We start from the raw sequence: 19,061 nt of genomic DNA on the forward strand, positions 1-19,061 counted from the left end.
GAGGTAGAAACTTAGATGAAAAGGAAGAAGTATGCGTATTTATTCGCGACAACAGTTTTATTGGCCAATGCAGCAACGACGCCTATGACGGTGATTGCCGAAACGATGCAAGAAAATTCATCGCCAGAAGTGGCTGAAAAAGCAGAGAAGCAAGAAGAACCGTCAAACTCAACTGAAGTAAAACAAGAACAACCGCAAAAGGTGCCAGCAACCAATGGTGAAAAAGTAGAAGGAGGACAACCCAAAGAAGAAACTCCTGTAACACTAGAGGAAACACCGGTTGTAGAAAATGAAGAAGAAGCTCCAGAAGGAGCTACTAATGCGGAAGTGGAAACAGATGCGGGAACAACCACTAATCAAGAAGTGCGACTTGCGGATTGGGAAACAGAAGATAGAGGAAGCTATGTATTGCTTACAAAATATACTGGAGATATTGCTCATGTTGTCGTTCCAAATGAAATTGATGGGAAACCAACTAAATTAAAGGATATTGATTCAACGGTCTTTCCTGATAGATATAAAGTGATGCAGAGTTTTAAGGTATTACCAAGAGAAGATGGAACAAAAGTAGGCGTGGAATCTACGAATTTGTCTCAAGCTTTTTATGCTAAACCCTCACTTAAGACAATTGATTTATCAGGGTTAGATACGAGTAATGTAACAAATATGCGAGAGATGTTTAATGGTTGTGTTGCAACAAGAAGTATAAATCTAAGAGGTTTTGATACAAGTAAAGTAACAGACATGTATAAGATGTTTTATGGTCTGAATTCACTATATTATTTAGATGTTCGAGATTTTGACTTATCTTCTTGTTCTTTATATAACTCTAGTTTTTTTAGTTCTGGTTATCCTTACGGATTAGTAATAGCAACAGATCCTCAATTTTTTTCAGCAAGCAATTGGGCGTTTGATAAATCTAAATGGTATAATCCTAGTTTAGATGCTAATGGCGGTAAATTTGAAGATAACAGCACTGTAAAAAGATATTTTACTAAGTTTGTTTATACACCAGAAGAATTTAATAAACTAAATGAATTATCCAATCTTGAGCAATTTAAAAAAGAAAATATACCTACAAAAGAAGGAAGTAAATTTTTAGGCTGGAAGGTAAGCGAAGGAAGTGATACTGATGCAACAAATGTAGTTCCTGATTTATTTAGTGTAAAATATCAAGCACAATGGTCAGACGCTTCTGTTAAAGTGAAATATGTATTTGAAGATACTGGAAAAGAAATTCATGAGGAAAAAGAAATTCTTGGAAATACTGGCGAATCGTATGATGCAACTACACCAGAATATAAATTAAATATAGACGGTTATGTTTTAGACGAAAGTCGCTTGCCAGAAAATGCGACAGGGACTTTTACAAAAGAACCACAGGAAATTGTTTATTATTATAAAGCTGCGCCACTTTCGCTAGTGAATGGTAGCTTTGAAGATCCTGTAATTTCAAGTCCTAACCTTTCTCCTAGAGGCTATTATTGGCAAGGATTTTCAAGTATTCCGGGATGGAAGACAACCGGTTCTTATATTGAATTACAAAAAGCAGGGCCAAGTTGGCCAATTCCAGCAGTAGATGGAAACCAATGGACAGAACTCAATTATGATAGAGATGCTGCATTGTACCAGGATATAAAAACAACACCTGGAGATACCTTATATTGGGAAGTCTATCATCGTGGAACGGATGGGACAGATACTGCTGCAGTAGAAATAGGAAAGCCTGATGGCCAATTAGCAGTGCAACAACAAATGACTACACCTAAAACAGCTTGGAAAAAATATAGCGGATTGTACAAAGTCCCTGAGGGACAAACAATGACAAGGTTTCAAATGAGGACGATTCGTTCTGGTAGTGGTACAGCTCCTTCATCGTATGCAAATTCAATAGATCACGTTGTATTTACTAATATAACATCGAAAATTACAGTGAACTTTGTTGATGAAAGTGGTAAGCCAATCAAAAATCCTCAAATAATTAAAGGTTATAAAGATCAAGCGTATGATTTAACAGAGATAATGGAAACGCCTATTCCTGGGTATAAACTAGATGAGAGTAAAATTCCAGAAGGAATAAAAGGAACATTCACCGAGGAAGCGAAAGAAATTACCCTAACTTATAAACCATTAGACATACACATTCCGTCTGAAGGAGAAGATAATACCAAACCAACAACGCCGGAGGAGTTATCTAACTATGGCATTGCGTATTTACCAAAACAATTTCAAACAGAAAGTACTGTATTGAATGATGCAGGTCCGCAAAGTATTCCAGTGAATAAAACCGATCGCTTTGATGTAGGGGTTCGGGATTTACGGAATAAAGAGAATCAATGGACGTTAAATGCACAACTTGTGTGGAATGTAGGAAAAGAGCTTCCAGGAAGTTCAATCAAAACCACGAATAAAACAGGTGTTGTGATGAAGAACATTAATAACGGAACCGACCTATTTAATCCAGACACGGATTTAATAGGTAGTAATAATGAAGTACAAGGTGAAACAGATGTAACCATCACCAATGTTCCAACGCTAATTATGACTGCGAACAATGTTTCGCACAATGCCGTGTATAACTATAATCTAGGAGATGTTTCATTAGAAATTCCTGAGGCAAGAATGATTCAACCAGGAAGGTATGAAGGTTATGTCGAATGGAATTTAGCAAATACTCTATAATTATTAGCTCCCTCAAAAAGAAATGAATTTTTGAGGGAGTTTTTTATATAAAAAAGATAGGTAACTGATAATAAATTAGTTAAATAATAGATATATTTTTTGTTTAGCTTTATATAAGTATTAGTAATTTAATAGAATCATGTTTTTGTGTATTTGATAAAATAGAAAGTGAAATATTATAGTTTGGAGTGAAATAGTATCATGATTAATGGTCAAAAAATACAAGATGAAAAAATTATGCAAGATAAGAAGAAAATAAAAGAAAAACGAACAGAATTATTGTATTTGATGGCATTAGATGATGAATGGCATAGAGATGAAACCAGTGAATTGTATAACAAAATTATGATTTGTAGTGAAGAATTAAGAAAATTAACTTCCGATAAACGAAAAATTCGTAGGATGAGCCAAGAAGAGTATATGCGCTTACGTAAAGTAGGATTTACTCTAAATGAGATTGCGGATTATTATGGTGTTTCCGTTTCTTATTTGAATAGCTGGCGTCAAAAAAAAGAAATTACATTTTAAATAAAAATATATGGGAATAACTATTAAAATATTGACAATTTTAGCAATTATGAATGTATATAAAGGAGTTTCAATGATAAAAAAATATCCATTTATTATAGTATTTGATGATGATTTAGTGTACGGCTTTTTTCCTAATATAAGTAATATTCTTATAAAAACTGAGTTAGTTTCAACATGTTTAGATCTTGCAGAAAAAGAACTGCTAAATGAGATACAAAGATGTCTCAATGCAAAGAAACCATTACCAATAGCTAACCACATGTCTTACTATGTATGTAGAAAACAAATTTATAATGTGACTAACATAACAATTAATGTATAAATATTTTGATAAAGAAAATACGATGTTATTTCATGTAGCAATATAAATAATTTTCGGAAGTAGAAGGATGGAATGTTTTATTACAAAAAATAATCCAACTAACATAAAATAAATTTATGCAAAGTGGGTGAGAAAATACGAATGTTAAGATTATACTTAACAAGTATACATATTTTTGTGAGTTTTGTTCGTTTGCTAGGTTGAATGAACATTTATACAATATCTAATTCACTGATCTTGTTTACATCGTTCTGAGCTAAGAAATCCAACCTAATATTTAAAAACATAAATTACTATCAATTAAGCACATTTCAATCCATATTATTATAGTTGTTTATGATATGGATTGAAATGAAAAAAATTAGATGTTTACTGATGGTACTTGCCCCAATTTGAACCAGTATTGATGCTAGTTGAATATACCTTTATTATTTCTATATGTTATCAAAATTTTTATAATTTACATCCGTTTAACAAGTTTAAATTCTTCTTTACGATCTCTTTTTTCTTTTGCTAAATTGATATACTTTCATACTCTTTTTTAAAATCATCAAAATGAACTAACGAAACATAAGAATCTTTATCGTCATCATAAAAATTATCACATTTATTTGCTTTGTACTTCTCTTTTACATTCAACATATTTTTCCTTGCTAAATTGTCAAAATTTAGCAAGGTTCGACAAGTTCTGGTTTCATTGCACTTGTTACAAGTATGAGAACTACTCTTCAAAATTAAGGACTTACTATCATTAGTGTAGAGCGCAATAACACCATTAGTTCTATTACTAATTCTATCTTCTAGTGTGTATCTTAATTCATCATATAACCAGTCGTCGTATTCCACACATAAGTTTTTTCTATAGTCTACAGCTTCTGGGGTTAAGATAACTATAGTAACAGAAGTGTTTTTTAATTTTTCATATAAATATTCTTGAATAGTGTCTTCTCTCATCTCACGTCTATTCACTTCTTCCGATCTGTTAATGACCTCGGTTGATGAGTCGAATAACTCAATTAACTCGTCTTTTAATTCTTTACCATCACTAAATCTAGAGGATAATCAACAGTTTTACCACCTGTCTTTAGAAATCAAAGATTTCTAAAGACAACTTTTTAATAAATGTATAGCAACAAAAAATTCTTTACAGTTACACTCCACGATCCTCAATTTATAAGAATTTTTTGTTGTTTTTTGATGAAATAAAAAAAGAAACTTAACTACTCTGTTTAGTAGTTAAGCTTCTAGTTGAGTTCTTAGTAAAAGTTGTAACAAAAATCAAGCTAAAAGTGAGGTAACTAGCATGAGAATGTGGATAATTTGTAATAACTACTACTAAGAAATCAATGGGTAATTAATAAAAAACGACGAGTAATAATCTTATTTGGCTATAAGATTAACATGATAACAACGAGTGAGTAATAAACCATAATTTTATTATAGTACTTTCTTTAAAAAATTCAACTTTACTTAGTAGGCCATTTCACAAACATACGGGATTAAAAATTTTGTTGTAAAAGTAAAGTTTGTTTTATTTTTGAATAATTAATGTCAATGGCCATTCAAAAATGTAGGTTTTTGGCCCATAAATAACAAGGTTACTTATACGACAACTTTTTTTCTTTATAATCTTTAATTCGATAAGACTTTCCAGTAATTTGAATAATCTTAGCGTGGTGCACTAATCGATCGATTAGTGCATTTGTTAATTTTTTATCTTGAAAAGTTTCAGCCCATTGAGACAAAGGAATATTCGTTGTAATAATGGTTGATTTTTTTCATAGCGTAGATTAATTAATTGAAAGAACAACTTTGCCCCGTCAGGGGTAAAAGGCAAATAACCAATTTCATCAATAATTAGTAAATCGTAAGAAGCATATTTTTTTAACAATCGATCTAAATTTCCACGTTGATTTGCAAGATTTAGTCGATTGACTAATTCATTGCTTAAAGCAAAATGGCAAGAATAACCTTTGGTTATAGCTTCTAGTGTAATGGAAATAGCTAAGTGAGTTTTCCCCACTCCGCTATTTCCAATAAACAATATATTATTATTTGTATCCATCGCGTATTGTCGGAACCGCTCATTAAAAACAACTTTAGAAAATTGACTACGACTACGGTCAACAACAGTTTTCATATTATCAAACCATATTTCTGTAGGAACACCTCCGGTGTATTGAAAAGCATTGGTTAAGCAACGAAATAAAGTAGTTTGAGAACGATCAAAAGTTAGTTCTAAATACTTAATTCTGGAATATCCTAAAACGTAAAGGAAGATATTACAAGAAATAACTTCGCCGAATTTATTGACTAATTTGTGGTCTTCTTTCCAATCAACTTGAGCAGATAAACCAGGAGTTGTTTCAACACGAATCGTTGCTTTTTGTATTTTATCTGCTTCGATATTGCGACAATATCTTCTCAGTGTTCGTGCACTTCCACGATAGCCACGTTTAGAAATAAAATGATAAATAGCAGAAGAAGAACAACCTAAAGCTAATTTGTCAGCGATAATATCTTCAAAATCACTAACCAAAGTTTTTTTGTTTTTATTCTTTTGAGCAAGTAAAGGTAATTTATTGCTTATTCCAGCTTCATAATAACGTTTTACTGTACGATAATCGCAATTGTATTGTTTAGCTAGCAGCATAATTAGGTTTCGTATGAGTCATAATGAAAGGTAACACTCTTTCATAAATATCTTTTCTCAATACACTTTCCTCCTTGAATAAAATAACACAAGGAAAGCGTACCAGATGACGCATAAACCTACATTTTTATTTGGCCATTTACATAATTAATATTTGTTATTCTATTTTATTTTTTTATAACTAATTATAGGATTATATAATGGATGCTGATAGCCTTAAAACATTTATAGAAACATGTTATGAAGTCATTTGAGTAGAGGTGTTTTTATTTGAAAATAAACTATTTGAAGAGTAAACTTAAAGTATTAATACTTAAGTAGTGTTATTTATTATGGCAAACTATGAAGAAAAAGAAGCAAAAGCATTGGTGAAAATTGTAGAGGTTTTGAATAAATTGGATTCAAATTTAGAAGAATTAGATTCTTTAAATGAAGATGGCAAAAAACATAGCATGAAAAAATGGTTGGTTGAAAAAAGAGCGATGCATGAAATTAAAAAGATTGTACATGAAGCTGGTAAGTATGACAAGTACGATAAAAAAAATTACAAAAAGAAATTGATCAGGTAGAACAATATATGTAAAAATAAAAAAAGTACACAGAAAGTAGATGATTTTCTGTGTACTCTTTTTTTGTTGTTTTGTCATTTTTCTTTTTAAATGGAATAAATTTTTATTTTATTTGACATAATCTATGATATTTAAGTGAAAATATATCTAATCTTTTTTGCGATAAATAAGTAATGAGAAAAACACACTCTATGTAGCAGGATGAGCTTTTTATTCTCCCAATAAAGTATCAAAGCTAAAAATCATGTTTATTGTTTGTGCTACCTGTCCAAGTTCTGATAATGTTGCTTTTTCTATTTTTTTCCAGTGACGTGCTTTATAGTCTAAAGTTTTTAATTGTAAAGAGTTGACATAACCTTTTATCTGATGATTTTCATTTAGTGGAATAAAATGTTCTTTTTTTGTGCTTGTGATTGAGCAAACAGCTACTAATCCAGTAACTAGATTATAGTTATCGGTGCTTACAACTAGAGCTGGTCGTCTTTTTTGAATTTCTCGTCCTGCACTAGGGTTGAAATTTATAGTTATAATATCCCCTTGTTTAGGAAATTCTTTAGGTTTATCCATTTTTAAAGAATTTCCTTTCCAATGGGTTTATCATCTGGGAATCCTGAACTTGCATCGATTTTTTTACCTGCAGCAGCTGCTGCATCAAAAATATTTGCTCGTTTTTTGATAAACGTGATTGAATCATCGTCTCCTTTAACAGCCAAGTAGTCAACATTTTCATTAATTCCGAACTTAGTTGGAACAGTTAAAACAATTGCATTTCCTTGTCGTCTAGTTTTCATGAAAAAACTCCTCTATTTAATTTATTACTATTATAATATAAGTTGCAAGTAAATACAATGTATTCATTTATGTAGTTGTTCTTATGAAAAATAATCAAGCAGAAAATGTTCATAAAATCAGCGTTTCTGTACACAGTATTTTTTTATCTAGTTTTTAAATTTTTAACTCCTTTTCGTGTTCATAAACTCATATCAAAATCTATGTTCAAATATACTAGTTGATTAAAGTTATGTTACAATAGATTTTGTAAAGGAGTGATTTTTTTGAAAATAGGATACGCCCGGGTGTCTACTGGTTTACAAAATTTGGATTTACAAGAAGATAGCTTAAATAAATTCGGATGCGAAAAAATTTTTTCAGATCATATGAGTGGTGCAAAAAGTAATCGGCCAGGATTAGAAACAGCCATTGATTTTGTACGATCTGGAGATACACTTGTCGTTTGGCGTTTAGATCGTCTAGGCAGAAATATGGAAGACTTGATTTCAATCGTCAATCGCTTGAATGAACGAGGTGTTAGTTTTCATAGTGTTCAAGAAAATATAACAATGGATAAATCAAGTTCTACTGGACAGCTTATGTTCCATTTGTTTGCAGCATTTGCGGAATTTGAACGAAATCTAATTTTAGAAAGATCTGCGGCAGGACGAGCGGCAGCTAGAGCAAGAGGGCGATTTGGAGGTCGTCCTGAAAAATTAAAAGCACAAGACTTAGAATTACTAAAGACTCTAGTTGATAGTGGAACACCGATAAAAACCATTGCCGAACGTTGGAATGTTTCTCGAACAACGATTTATCGCTATTTAGATAAAATGGAGGAAAAAAATGGAAAAACAAATGTTCACTAGTTTTTCAGATATTATGGAGAATAGAAAGAAAATCATTCAATTGTTGGAAAATCCTTTGATTTCAGGATATGGAATAGAAAAAATGTCAAATGGTCGACTCTATTCTGCAAATTATCAAAGATACAAAAAACGCGTCGAAAAAGAAAAAAAGCCAATGGTTATTTTTGATACGATGTCAGTAAAAGTGGAAAAACTATTATTAGAGTTGGCCGAAGAAGTATTACGAGTGCGACCTAAAACAAAACAAGAATATAGAGAAATGGTTGTAAGATATAGTTTTAGAAACGGAGAGATTTAAGATGGTTGTTCGAAAAAAATATGATCACTGGGGAATAGAAATTACTACGTGGAATAAGACAAATGTAGTTGCTTATGTTGCTTGTGATTGTGGCCAATTGGCTAGAAGAGAGTTGGGAAAATATAATCATTTTAAGTGTAGTAGCTGTAAAAAAGAATATAAATTAAGCAATGGTTCTTATATAGAAATAGGTGCAGGAAAGAATTAAAACACTTTTAAAAACCATCATGAATTAGATCAAAGTAGATAATTCATGATGGTTTTTATTGGAAATAAAAAGAAGAGGTACATTTGAATTCTTTTTATGATAAATATAAAAACATGAAAGAAGTGTGAACAGTGAATACAGTAGTTCCTCTAAAAGATAAACGGTCAATAAATAAAATGAAAAAAAGTTTGCGTAAAGGGAGATATGGTGAGCGAAATGTGCTTATATTTTCTATGGGAATTAATACAGCCTATCGTATTTCGGATTTGAGAAATCTAAAATTATCAGATGTAGCAATGATAGAAGAAAATAAAATAGTGATTAAGAATAGATTGTCTTTAAAAGAACAAAAAACAGGGAAGTACAATTCTGTTATATTATCAGACCAATTACGAGAAGAACTTGAGATTTATATCAATAAAAATTTTACAGAATATGTAAATAATGATGAGTTAGAGCATTATCTTTTTCCTAGTGGAAAAGGGATAGATAGACCAATGAATCGTCAAACATTATGGGCCATTTTAAACCGTGCAGCAAGTGAAAATGGAATCTCAAATATAGGTAGTCACTCTATGAGAAAGACATTTGGTTATTTTTTATATAAAAACAAAGTACCTATAGAAATTATTCAGGATTTATTAAATCATTCTTCCCAAAGAGATACATTAAGGTATATAGGGATTACACAAGAAGATAAAGATATAGCTGTTATGAGTTTAAACTTATAAAAATATAAAAGTACAAAACAGAAGAATAAAAACCATATTTACAATTTTTATTCTTCTGCTTTGTGGTTCTATGAATGTATATCACAATTTTTTTGTTTTTTATGAATAATAGAGTCTTAAAAAAATAGTAACAGTTTACAGGACTTTGAACTAAACAAATGAACTGTTATGAGTAAAAATAAAACATATTTTTTACTTTATGTTTGAAAGAAAACCAGTGAAAAAAGGGAGCCAAATTGAGAAAACCAGTATAATAATGCTTACTTTTTGAAGCGTTGTTAATTTTTTTCGCTCAGTTTTAAAACTAAAGAGTAATAAAATGCTACTGAAAAAGCTTATAAAACTTGAAAAAATGTATATGAAATCGGACATTTGTTACCTCCAAAATAGTGTTAAATTTTATTTTGAATGGAAAAAAACAAAAGAGTGAATTAGCTCTTGAATGACTAATTCACTATGTGTTCAACCTAAAAAAAATATAAAAGGTTTTTCAACAAAAATCAATAGTTTTTTTGTTAAAGAAAGAATTAAAATAGTCGATATTATTTTTTAGAGATAGGGTGTTAAAAAAGTTAGAATCTATAGGAAACTATTCATAAAAAAGGTTGAATACTTGTAAATAGGGATGATAAAATTCTTGGTAACAAGATTTCTTACATTCTTAATTCATGCTAGAATACTAGAGGCTTATAATTTGTAAACTTTTTAACTCTTACCTCTAGTTTTTGTGCATGAAAAGTAGTATTGTATTTTGAGTTCTAGTTAAAAACTAATACTAGATAATAGGGGATCTCATTTTTAAATAATTTATTATACAAAAAGAACTAGGTTATTTTTGATAAGTAACTTAGTTCTTTTTTAGTAAATAAAAATGGTTATTATAAACTATTTTTTTCTGAATATTAATATAAAAAAACACTAGGTAAATGAATAAAACCTAGTGTTTTTGTGGAGTATTAATGATGCATTTTTGAATAGACAAAGTATAACATGTTTAAATTAGAAGCAAAGTTCCATTTTAAGAGCTTTTATTCTGCCAATCGGAAAAAGAAACGTAAAATTTTATTTTCGCTTTTCGTAGTCAGCATATTTGTAGGGAAAATGGTTAATAGAAGCATAAGAATATTGATAGTAAAATCTAAAAATGTAACTAGAATATTGTTTCCTAATGTAATATTTTCTTTGCTTCCTTCTATGAAATCAAAATTATAAACATAGCTATAAGTTCCTTGAGCCATAAAAAGTATAAAAGCTAAAAGATACAGACAAAGAGTTCCCCAACCTGTCAAACCGACATCACGAATTCGACGGACATTTAAGGCTAAGCTTGGAATAATTATGAATAAGATAAAGATAGAGACTACAATTAGCAGCCGTTTTAAAGCCTCCGCAGAAGAAGAAACAAACATTGAAAAAAAGAAAAACATTCCTAAAATTAAAGTTATTATAGTTAATAGAATAAATGCAAGTATAACCCACCAATAACCTGCACGTGTTGTTTGTCCTTTAAAATCGAAATACCCTAAAAAAAAGTCTTTGATTGCTTGTTTAAAAGATACTTTACCTTTTTGTTCAATTTTAGTCAAAATAATCCCTCCTGAAATTAGATATTTTATCAAAAAAGATTTCACTATATTGTATTATGAGGTGCAACATTTTTTAAAAGGGTTGTAATTCTATTTTTCATTATATAAGTATACTTAAAAATATATAGAATATGAAAAATAACAGCAATAAGAATATCCACCCAAAAGACTGGTGTGTAATATTTAATTTCAATTTACAAATCGAAAAAAAGTTGTTTATAATGACAAGTTAGAAATTGTTTTAGTTTTTTTGTATAATTTTTCCTAAAGATAGAAAAAAACAATGAAAGAGACGTAAGAAACTACCCAAATAAGTTCAACTAAAATTAGTGAAAGTTTAAGTATAAATGAAACATCTACGTCTGTTGAAAAAACGCCTCTGTATAACAGATACAAGGGCGTATAGTGTAAGTAAATGTAGTTGTTTTAGAATTTTGGGAAAAACTCTATGGTAAAAGGTAAACATATACAACAAACAAGTACTATAATATTGATTTTTTGCATAGTAGTTAAGTCTTTCCAGCTTTCTTTAAATGTAAATAAAAGTAGAATGCTACTAAAAAAACCAATGAAGCTTAAAATAATGCGAACAGTGTCCATATTATCCCTCCTTAAATTTATTTACTAAGAGAATTTAACAAAATTTTGATTCTATTTCAATAAATGATAAATATAATGAGAAAATTCTAATAAAATGATAACAGCCTACAATATTTTTTTATTGAAAACTATACCTTCCCTTTTTTTAACCATAAAAGTATATTTTAGTTATTATATCTCTTTTGTTTTGATACTGAACTATTTAAACCAAAGTTGATCTAAAAATCCTGAAAATATAAAAAAACTAATACAAATGGCGTGGAAGGTTAAAAATATTGCAAGTGCGTGGGTCAATTTATTTGATGGAATTTTTTTTCTGTTTTTTTTCTTGAAACGTAACCAAGCATCTGTTAAGCAAATCAAAGTTGCATGATATACTCCGTACATAATGTAATACCAGGTTAAACCGTGCCATATCCCCATAATTAAAAATAAAACAAAATATCCAATATTTGAAGCTACAATTTTGCTTTTGAACATGTTCTTTTTCATTAAAAAGAACATTAGTCGCATATATACATAATCACGGAACCAAAAAGATAAAGTCGTGTGCCAACGATTCCAAAATTCTTTTATATTCCAACTTAAGAAAGGCTTATTAAAATTCATAGGAGTATCATACCCCATTAAATAACTTGTTCCTACTGCAAATAAACTGTATCCAGCAACATCAAAAAAAAGATATAAGCTATAAACATACATATAACCTAAAGCCCACAATGAAATACCATCTTGTGCTAAAGCAATTTCTTTAACATATTGTAAAAGTTCATATAAATAATAACTAATAATGAATTTGTATAAAAAGCCTAAAAATAAACAAAAAATACCTCTATCTAGAAAGTCTAAATATTTTTCTGTATTGGGCGGACTTGTTAAATCTTTTTCAAAACGCCGATATCTATCAATTGGACCAGAAGAGATTGTTGGAAAAAAAAGTAAAAATTGAATGTAATGCCATGGATAGTATTCTTTAATCAATCCATCGCGCAAGTCGATATTTACTTGGACAGCTTTAAATGTTAGATAAGATATTCCTAAAAAGCCTATTGGAGTTTTCTCTAGCATAAATGGAGAAATTTTTACTAAGATAAGTGGCAAAATATTTAGAAAAATGAAAAGATAAAATATTTTATTTTTATTCTTATTCTTTCGATAAGTAGCATAAGTCCATGTCAATAGTGTTTGATAGATAGTATATACAATTATAGTTATACCTTGTTGCCATCGATGACCACCAAAACTTATATAAAGAAAAAGTAAAGTTATTAATGTTTGATACCAAGACCATCTTTCTCCTTTAAACATTAATGTTAAGATTATTGGTATCAATGCTATAATCAATAATACAAAATAAAATGGGGTGTAATATGGTACCATATGAGGAAAATTCATCACTATATTTCCACCAGTCTTTCATAGTTTTTTTCATCTATTAATCATAGTTAATAAAAAAAATATTTCCATATATAAGTCTAACGATTTTCTTACATTGTTGTAACATTTAGTATATCTAAAAAAACAATAGTGAGAAAAGAAGAATATTATACTGAAACGATTGCTTTCAGTAGGGTTATAATTCTATTTTGCATTACATAAATATACTTAAAAAATAGTAATAAGAATATCAGCTCCAAAAATTGGAGTGTAAAAAGTAGTGTATTGAATTCTTTATAGAAACGAATCTTACAGTTCATTATTCTGCATCGTAACTAAAAATTCTCAATAAAAAATACACTATAAAAAAAATTGGTTGGAATAGTGTAAAATACTGTGATATTTTTAATAAAATATACTTACCAATGAGTATATTTGAATAGGGTAATAGAAAATATGGTTGTTTGTCACTATATGGAGGTTGTTTATAACAACAGATGTAAAATTTAAATCAAAGTCAATAAAATAAATGTGTATTTATTTTTTTAATGATTGCAAATAAGTTAAAGAACTACAAATTGATATTGTTGTATAAGCTATTTATTAGGTAAAAAACAATGAAAGAGACACAAGAATTTTTTGTCTCTTTTTTTTATTGTTCATAGTTTTCAATTAGAAGCGAAACTTCTCTCTTTTGTAAGGTATATTTCTATATATATAATTACTAAAAAATAATATTTTTTTCAATAGAATTAAATAAAAAACTGAAAAAAAACTCTTTTTATAAATCAAACTCTTACATATCAGGTGAAAATAACAATAAAATAACAACTTTTTTAGTTTATAAAAAAGACAAAAAATTCTTGTGTCTTTTTTTATAGGAAAACTTTAATCAGGAGGAGATATGTTTGAAGAAATTTTATCAGTTAGCAGTAGAAATTAGTTTGCTAAGCGTGCTAGTAGGGTGCGGAACCAAAGAAATAAAACAAGCACAATCAACGCAAGAAACTACCAAAACAAGTTCAACTAAAATTAGTGAAAGTTTAAGTACGAATAAAACGTCTACATCTATTGAAGAAAAACAAAGTAATGGTGCAATTTCTAAAGATTTATCTAAAAATTGGTATGATAATCAAATACAAATAGATAACCAAGTATTGACTATGCCTATAGAATTAAAAGATTTGAATAAGTTAGGTTTTGAATTGAAATATTCAGATCCTTACGTATTAAACCCAAAAGATTCAGTTGCAGGAACACATTTAACAAATAAAAAAGGTAATACTATTTCTGGGACGTATTCAAATTTAACTGATAAAACAATTGATATTAAAGAGTCAAGTATGACATCTATTAATATAACGGATACTACAAATAAAGATTTAACAGTTTTCTTTCCGGGTGGTTTAACATGGGGGACTACTATCGAGAAGGTAAAGGAGATGTATGGAGAGCCCAAAGATGAATACACTGGAGATAGTGGTTTTGCAATTTTAACGTACCAAGAGGATACAGATCATTATGCAAAATTAACATTCTCAAATGGAAAACTAAAAGGGTATGAATTATATATCTAATCTTCAGATAGAGAATTGATTTATAAAGAAGGGGATGATTTTATGAAAAAAAGTATTGTTTTAAGTACAATAGTATTATTTTCTAGTCAGATACTTTTGCCAACTGTAGCTATAGCAGAAACTAATCAGCAAAATACGACTGATAGTAATAATCAAAATCAAGTAATGATACCTACCGATTCTTCTCAAGTAGAAGATGAAAATACTGTTTCAAGTGAAAAAGATAATAATATTTCAGAGGAAAGTTCTAAACATAATTCAGTAGTAACTCCTAGTGAAAATAATAAAACAGATCATTCTATATCTCTTGAAGAAAATACAAGTATTTCTAATGATACAACAGATAAAATTGTGAAAAATGAAGATGAAGACAGTAAAGTCGACAATTCTTTTAGTAATAATGAAGAGTTAAAATCTACTCAGGGAATTTCTCTGGGGAAAATACAAGTAGTAGATCAATATCAGACATATATTGATCCAATAACTGGTGTTAAACCAGGAGAGTTAACAGTTTCTGTACCTGTAACTGTAAGTGAAGAAGGTATATCTGATGCTTATATAGTCATTCCTTATGGTGGTTGTATTCCATCAATAGATAATTCTGTTTTTTCGAATTTTTCTATGAATAGTTCTATTTTTGAATACGTACAGAATACTGATATACCTTCTAATTCTATAGTATCTTCCTATGAAAATGATGTTGTTAACAAAAGAATTATTGTAAGGCTTAAAGAAACTGTGACTTCTGTTGAAACAATTAATTTGAAATTTAAATTTAATGATGAATACATGGGGAAAATTCCTGTTAATCAAATAATCTGGAGTAATTTGTATGCTGAAATATATATACTAAATAACAAAATAGATCAAACAGATTCAGTCAATATTACATCATCAACAAGAGATGGTATGGGGCTAGCTTATAATTATATGAATCCTTCTGATCAGTATTATTCTGATGGAAGGATTTCAACTAGATTAAAATATGTTAATGATTTTAATCAATATTCAAAACTGGATGTATCTAAAGATAATCAAATGTATATAGAATTACCTACTGGATCAATAATAAATAATCAAGCTACGAAAAATTATTTTGATTTTAGTTCAGGACAAACTAATATTGAAGATAATAGTATTCCTGTGGGGTATACGAGGTATTATAGAAAATTAACAGACGATTCTAGTAGTTTTACTAACTGGCATTCTGGTGGAAATCCAAATAAAAATTCTATACTGTATGATTTTCAGTTTACTCCACCATCAACTATTAAAACAGGAGAGTATTTTTATGTAAATTTTGGTATGAAATATTTTAAATATAATTCTGAAAAAAAGGTGATTAGTAGTCAAGTTAAATATCAAAAAATTGATACCCCTGAATGGCAAATTAGTGGAACGGGAGGAGATCATAGTACAGGGACTTCTACAAATGCTACTGTTGTAATTAATGAACCAAATAGTATTAGTAAAGAAAATATTGCATTTGGATGGAAAACCTACGAACATGTATGGACTACAAAAAATACGGGTAAGAAGCCTATTAAAGGAATGAAATTTGAAATTTTACAACAAAGTGATAGTTCAGCATTAGCCAATTTTAATTCTATAACCATTTATGGAACCAAAGCGAATAAAGATGTTGCTGATACTTACTATAAAACAGTTTTTGAAATTAAAAATACAGAAGGTAATACTAGGGAAGTTTCTTCAAATCTATATAAAGGGATACATAATGTACCTATCCCTGATTTAATTTCTGGTGAATATATTAATAAAATTACTGTAATTCCAATGGGAGAAACAGGGACTTCTGAAGGTGTTTTTCTTCCATCAAATGGTTTTGCAATAGGATACACATGTAAAAATTGGACAAGTGGTAAATGGCCAAATGGAAGTACAATTGAACGAGAGAAAGTTTATGAAATAGATTTTGCTGCTAAAATGTATTATGAGGACGAAAGTAATCCACAGAATGTAATAGCAATTGAGAAAGCTCAACCTATGGGAAAAGTATTTTATACTGCAGCGGCAACGCAAGCAAAAGCCCAGATTGTTAGTAGTAATTCTTTTGGCAAATCTCCAGGAGATACGGTTGACTATACTATTCAGGGATATAATGGTAGTTCAGCAACAGGTGTATTGAAAAATCCTAAAATAGCAATAGCGATTCCTAAAGTTTTAGAATTGAAAAATCCTAATGAATTAAAAACTTTTGAAGATAAAGTCAATAATAAAATATATAAAGAAAATGTAGTTGTAAAATTAATAAACACAGATGATGAATATAATTATTACAGTATAGAAAGCTCCGTGACAGTAGATAAGAATGGAGAAAAAGTTGCCTTCGAAATTCCGTTGGAATTTACTGTGAAAAATGGAGCTATGGAAGGTAATTATAAGATACCAGCAGTTGCTATTACTGGAAAAGATTTTTTACAGATAGATTCATATACTAATAATCTTTCATCAGAATTAGCAGAACTTTTAGGTTTGTCGAATGATGTTCCACACTCATATACAGCAACAGTTGAAAAAAACACGTCACTAACTATTGTTAGAAGTTCTAGATTATTTGGCAGAACGTTTGTACGGGAAAATAATTCAGCAAATTGGAGCAATACTTCGATTTTAAGTGTAAATCAAGAAGAAAAACCACAAATGAAAGTAGCTGTTTCCAATGAAGGAAATACAACTTTTAATAAAGCTAAAATATACAATGTACTGCCTTATGATGGAGATAAAAGAGGGTCTACAGGAAATATAGAATTTAAAGAAATATTACAGTCGAATACTAGTGCTAAAGTATACTATACAAATAAACCAGTTGATGAGTTGCCCGAATACGGAACAGATATTAATGCTTGGACAAGCGAAAAACTTGAAAGTTTAGGTTTTACTCTTGAAAAACCAAAAAATTTAAGTACTGTAACAGCAATATTTATAGATTTTGAAGAATCTCAAATATTGCCAAATTCTATATTTGAATCAATTTTAGAATTTTTTGTTCCAAAAGCAGAAAATCAGAAAGCTGTAAATCAATTTCAATACTCTGCACAAGAAGTAGGAACAGGTACTTTATTAAATGGTGTAAGTGAAAAAGTCATATTCTCTACAGAAATAGCTAGTGTTTATTATGATAGTAATTTACCAAGTGTGTTAGTTCCAGGTATCTCGGATGCTACAAATATACCAGAAACTCAAAATATATTATTAAAACCGGATGGCTCTGGTGAAATTACTATACCTTCTATAATTCCAATATTACCAGGATATAATTTCGTTTCTTGGGAAGATGAAGAAGGAAATAGGTATAGTCCTAATGATAAGATACAATTCACTAAAAATAGTTCTAAAAAGAAAATTAACTTAAAAGCAATTTGGCAAGCTAAAAAAGTTAATGTGATATATAACGATAATTTTGGGGATACCCCAAGAGAAGTAACAAAAGAGTATAGGTTTGGAGATACAGTTCAATTATCTGATGTGACTATACCAATAAGAGAAGGATATACTTTTAAAGGTTGGAGTGAATCTAACGTAGCTACTGTACCAGATTTCCTTGAAAATAGTAAAATTGATTTTGTGGATACAAAAGTAGTTTATGCTGTATGGGAAGCTAATGATTATACGATTAAGTTTGATGCAAATGGTGGAAAGGGAACAATGCCAGACCAAGTTATGAAATATGATCAAGCAGAAAATCTTACACAAAATGCATATATAAAAGAAGGATATATATTTAAAGGTTGGTCCACAGAGCCAAATGGTAATGTTAAGTATAAAGATAAAGAAGTGGTAAAAAATTTAGTTAGTAATGCAAATGGAGAAATCAGATTGTATGCAGTATGGCTTGAAGGCTTACAATTATCAGTTCCAGATTCGATAGGATTTGGCTCAAAAAAACTATCTAAAGAAGATAAGATTTATGGTGTGGAAGAAGTTTTAGGTAAAGAATTAACGGTTACTGATAATAGAGGTTCGAATAATACTTGGAAACTAGGAGTAAAATTATTACAACCTTTAACGAATGTTGATAACGGAAAACAATTACTTAACTCTTTGGTATACAAAAATAAGACTGGTGAACAACTATTAACTGATTCAGATACTCAAATAGTAGAAACTGAAAATACAACTGAAGATAATTTCACATGGAATATTTCTAAAACTTGGACAGAAAATTCAGGGTTGTTATTAAAAGTAGACTCTGGTAAAGCAAGTTTAGGTGAATATACAACAACGATTGAATGGACATTAAATGACACACCATAGAAAGGAATAGAA

14 protein-coding genes and 3 pseudogenes are annotated in these 19,061 nt (G+C 29.4%); 10 read left to right on the forward strand and 7 right to left on the reverse strand.

The genetic code is table 11. The features are described from left to right. The first annotated feature begins 15 nt into the window (after positions 1–15). The 3 genes from IGJ90_RS14290 (at position 16) to IGJ90_RS14300 (ending at position 3,535) form a co-directional block, all read left to right on the forward strand. Positions 16–2,682, forward strand: coding sequence for a MucBP domain-containing protein (locus IGJ90_RS14290; RefSeq protein ID WP_438768423.1), 2,667 nt, complete (start codon positions 16–18; stop codon positions 2,680–2,682). A gap of 201 nt (positions 2,683–2,883) precedes the next feature. Further along, positions 2,884–3,210, forward strand: coding sequence for a hypothetical protein (locus IGJ90_RS14295; protein ID WP_192411353.1), 327 nt, complete (start codon positions 2,884–2,886; stop codon positions 3,208–3,210). Positions 3,211–3,220: 10 nt separating this feature from the next. Beyond that, positions 3,221–3,535 (forward strand): hypothetical protein, encoded by a 315-nt coding sequence (locus tag IGJ90_RS14300; protein WP_438768425.1) that lies wholly within the window; start codon positions 3,221–3,223, stop codon positions 3,533–3,535. 513 nt (positions 3,536–4,048) lie between these two features. On the opposite strand, the gene IGJ90_RS14305 is transcribed toward IGJ90_RS14300, so the two are convergent. The 3 genes and pseudogenes from IGJ90_RS14305 to IGJ90_RS14315 all read right to left on the reverse strand — a co-directional run. Continuing rightward, positions 4,049–4,489 (reverse strand): TIR domain-containing protein, encoded by a 441-nt coding sequence (locus IGJ90_RS14305; protein WP_438768427.1) that lies wholly within the window; start codon positions 4,487–4,489, stop codon positions 4,049–4,051. A 644-nt stretch (positions 4,490–5,133) separates the two neighbouring features. Then, a pseudogene (gene istB, locus IGJ90_RS14310) lies at positions 5,134–5,600 on the reverse strand (IS21-like element helper ATPase IstB); the annotation flags it as partial. Next, positions 5,595–6,249 (reverse strand): annotated as a pseudogene (locus tag IGJ90_RS14315) (IS21 family transposase); the annotation flags it as partial. The pseudogenes IGJ90_RS14315 and istB, both read right to left, overlap by 6 nt. 271 nt (positions 6,250–6,520) lie before the next feature. Here IGJ90_RS14315 and IGJ90_RS14320 point away from each other — a divergent pair. Continuing rightward, a pseudogene (locus IGJ90_RS14320) lies at positions 6,521–6,771 on the forward strand (hypothetical protein). Between the two features lie 196 nt (positions 6,772–6,967). Here the strand turns inward: IGJ90_RS14320 and IGJ90_RS14325 are convergent. Beyond that, the gene (locus tag IGJ90_RS14325) at positions 6,968–7,324 is read right to left on the reverse strand and encodes a type II toxin-antitoxin system PemK/MazF family toxin (protein ID WP_192411352.1); all 357 of its coding nucleotides are present in this window, start codon (positions 7,322–7,324) and stop codon (positions 6,968–6,970) included. A 2-nt stretch (positions 7,325–7,326) separates the two neighbouring features. Further along, complete coding sequence (gene mazE, locus IGJ90_RS14330; protein WP_192411351.1) at positions 7,327–7,548, reverse strand: type II toxin-antitoxin system PemI/MazE family antitoxin; 222 nt, start codon at positions 7,546–7,548, stop codon at positions 7,327–7,329. Between the two features lie 264 nt (positions 7,549–7,812). Here mazE and IGJ90_RS14335 point away from each other — a divergent pair, with 264 nt between their 5' ends. From IGJ90_RS14335 to IGJ90_RS14350, 4 genes are all read left to right on the forward strand, one after another. Beyond that, positions 7,813–8,397, forward strand: coding sequence for a recombinase family protein (locus tag IGJ90_RS14335; RefSeq protein ID WP_033659946.1), 585 nt, complete (start codon positions 7,813–7,815; stop codon positions 8,395–8,397). Between the two features lie 13 nt (positions 8,398–8,410). Then, complete coding sequence (locus IGJ90_RS14340) at positions 8,411–8,695, forward strand: hypothetical protein (RefSeq protein WP_289867765.1); 285 nt, start codon at positions 8,411–8,413, stop codon at positions 8,693–8,695. A gap of 1 nt (position 8,696) precedes the next feature. After that, on the forward strand, positions 8,697–8,903 hold the full coding sequence (locus IGJ90_RS14345; protein WP_010818055.1) for a hypothetical protein: 207 nt from the start codon (positions 8,697–8,699) through the stop codon (positions 8,901–8,903). A 131-nt stretch (positions 8,904–9,034) separates the two neighbouring features. Next, a complete protein-coding gene (locus IGJ90_RS14350) occupies positions 9,035–9,634 on the forward strand; it encodes a tyrosine-type recombinase/integrase (RefSeq protein ID WP_192411281.1) in 600 nt (199 codons plus the stop codon). Positions 9,635–10,662: 1,028 nt separating this feature from the next. Here IGJ90_RS14350 and IGJ90_RS14355 read toward each other — a convergent pair. Together IGJ90_RS14355 and dltB are read right to left on the reverse strand one after the other, a co-directional pair. Next, complete coding sequence (locus IGJ90_RS14355) at positions 10,663–11,220, reverse strand: DUF805 domain-containing protein (protein ID WP_181034000.1); 558 nt, start codon at positions 11,218–11,220, stop codon at positions 10,663–10,665. A gap of 798 nt (positions 11,221–12,018) precedes the next feature. Further along, positions 12,019–13,218, reverse strand: a complete 1,200-nt coding sequence (gene dltB / locus IGJ90_RS14360; protein ID WP_181034001.1) for a D-alanyl-lipoteichoic acid biosynthesis protein DltB — start codon at positions 13,216–13,218, stop codon at positions 12,019–12,021. A gap of 887 nt (positions 13,219–14,105) precedes the next feature. Here dltB and IGJ90_RS14365 point away from each other — a divergent pair. Both IGJ90_RS14365 and IGJ90_RS14370 read left to right on the forward strand, forming a co-directional pair. After that, positions 14,106–14,774 (forward strand): hypothetical protein, encoded by a 669-nt coding sequence (locus tag IGJ90_RS14365; protein WP_258076854.1) that lies wholly within the window; start codon positions 14,106–14,108, stop codon positions 14,772–14,774. Between the two features lie 42 nt (positions 14,775–14,816). Further along, positions 14,817–19,049, forward strand: coding sequence for an InlB B-repeat-containing protein (locus tag IGJ90_RS14370; protein ID WP_438768430.1), 4,233 nt, complete (start codon positions 14,817–14,819; stop codon positions 19,047–19,049). Positions 19,050–19,061 lie beyond the last annotated feature (12 nt).

The organism is Enterococcus sp. AZ129 (assembly GCF_051714505.1).
GTDB classification, from domain to species: Bacteria; Bacillota; Bacilli; order Lactobacillales; family Enterococcaceae; genus Enterococcus; species Enterococcus faecalis.

Excerpts from the sequence above, each read along its gene's own strand:
- IGJ90_RS14345 (WP_010818055.1), top strand. The coding sequence starts at position 8,697 with ATGGTTGTTCGAAAAAAATATGATCACTGGGGAATAGAAATTACTACG.
- IGJ90_RS14325 (WP_192411352.1), bottom strand. The coding sequence starts at position 7,324 with ATGGATAAACCTAAAGAATTTCCTAAACAAGGGGATATTATAACTATA.
- IGJ90_RS14305 (WP_438768427.1), bottom strand. The coding sequence starts at position 4,489 with ATGAGAGAAGACACTATTCAAGAATATTTATATGAAAAATTAAAAAAC.
- IGJ90_RS14340 (WP_289867765.1), top strand. The coding sequence starts at position 8,411 with ATGGAGAATAGAAAGAAAATCATTCAATTGTTGGAAAATCCTTTGATT.
- IGJ90_RS14290 (WP_438768423.1), top strand. The coding sequence starts at position 16 with ATGAAAAGGAAGAAGTATGCGTATTTATTCGCGACAACAGTTTTATTG.
- IGJ90_RS14300 (WP_438768425.1), top strand. The coding sequence starts at position 3,221 with ATGGGAATAACTATTAAAATATTGACAATTTTAGCAATTATGAATGTA.
- IGJ90_RS14295 (WP_192411353.1), top strand. The coding sequence starts at position 2,884 with ATGATTAATGGTCAAAAAATACAAGATGAAAAAATTATGCAAGATAAG.
- mazE (WP_192411351.1), bottom strand. The coding sequence starts at position 7,548 with ATGAAAACTAGACGACAAGGAAATGCAATTGTTTTAACTGTTCCAACT.
- IGJ90_RS14370 (WP_438768430.1), top strand. The coding sequence starts at position 14,817 with ATGAAAAAAAGTATTGTTTTAAGTACAATAGTATTATTTTCTAGTCAG.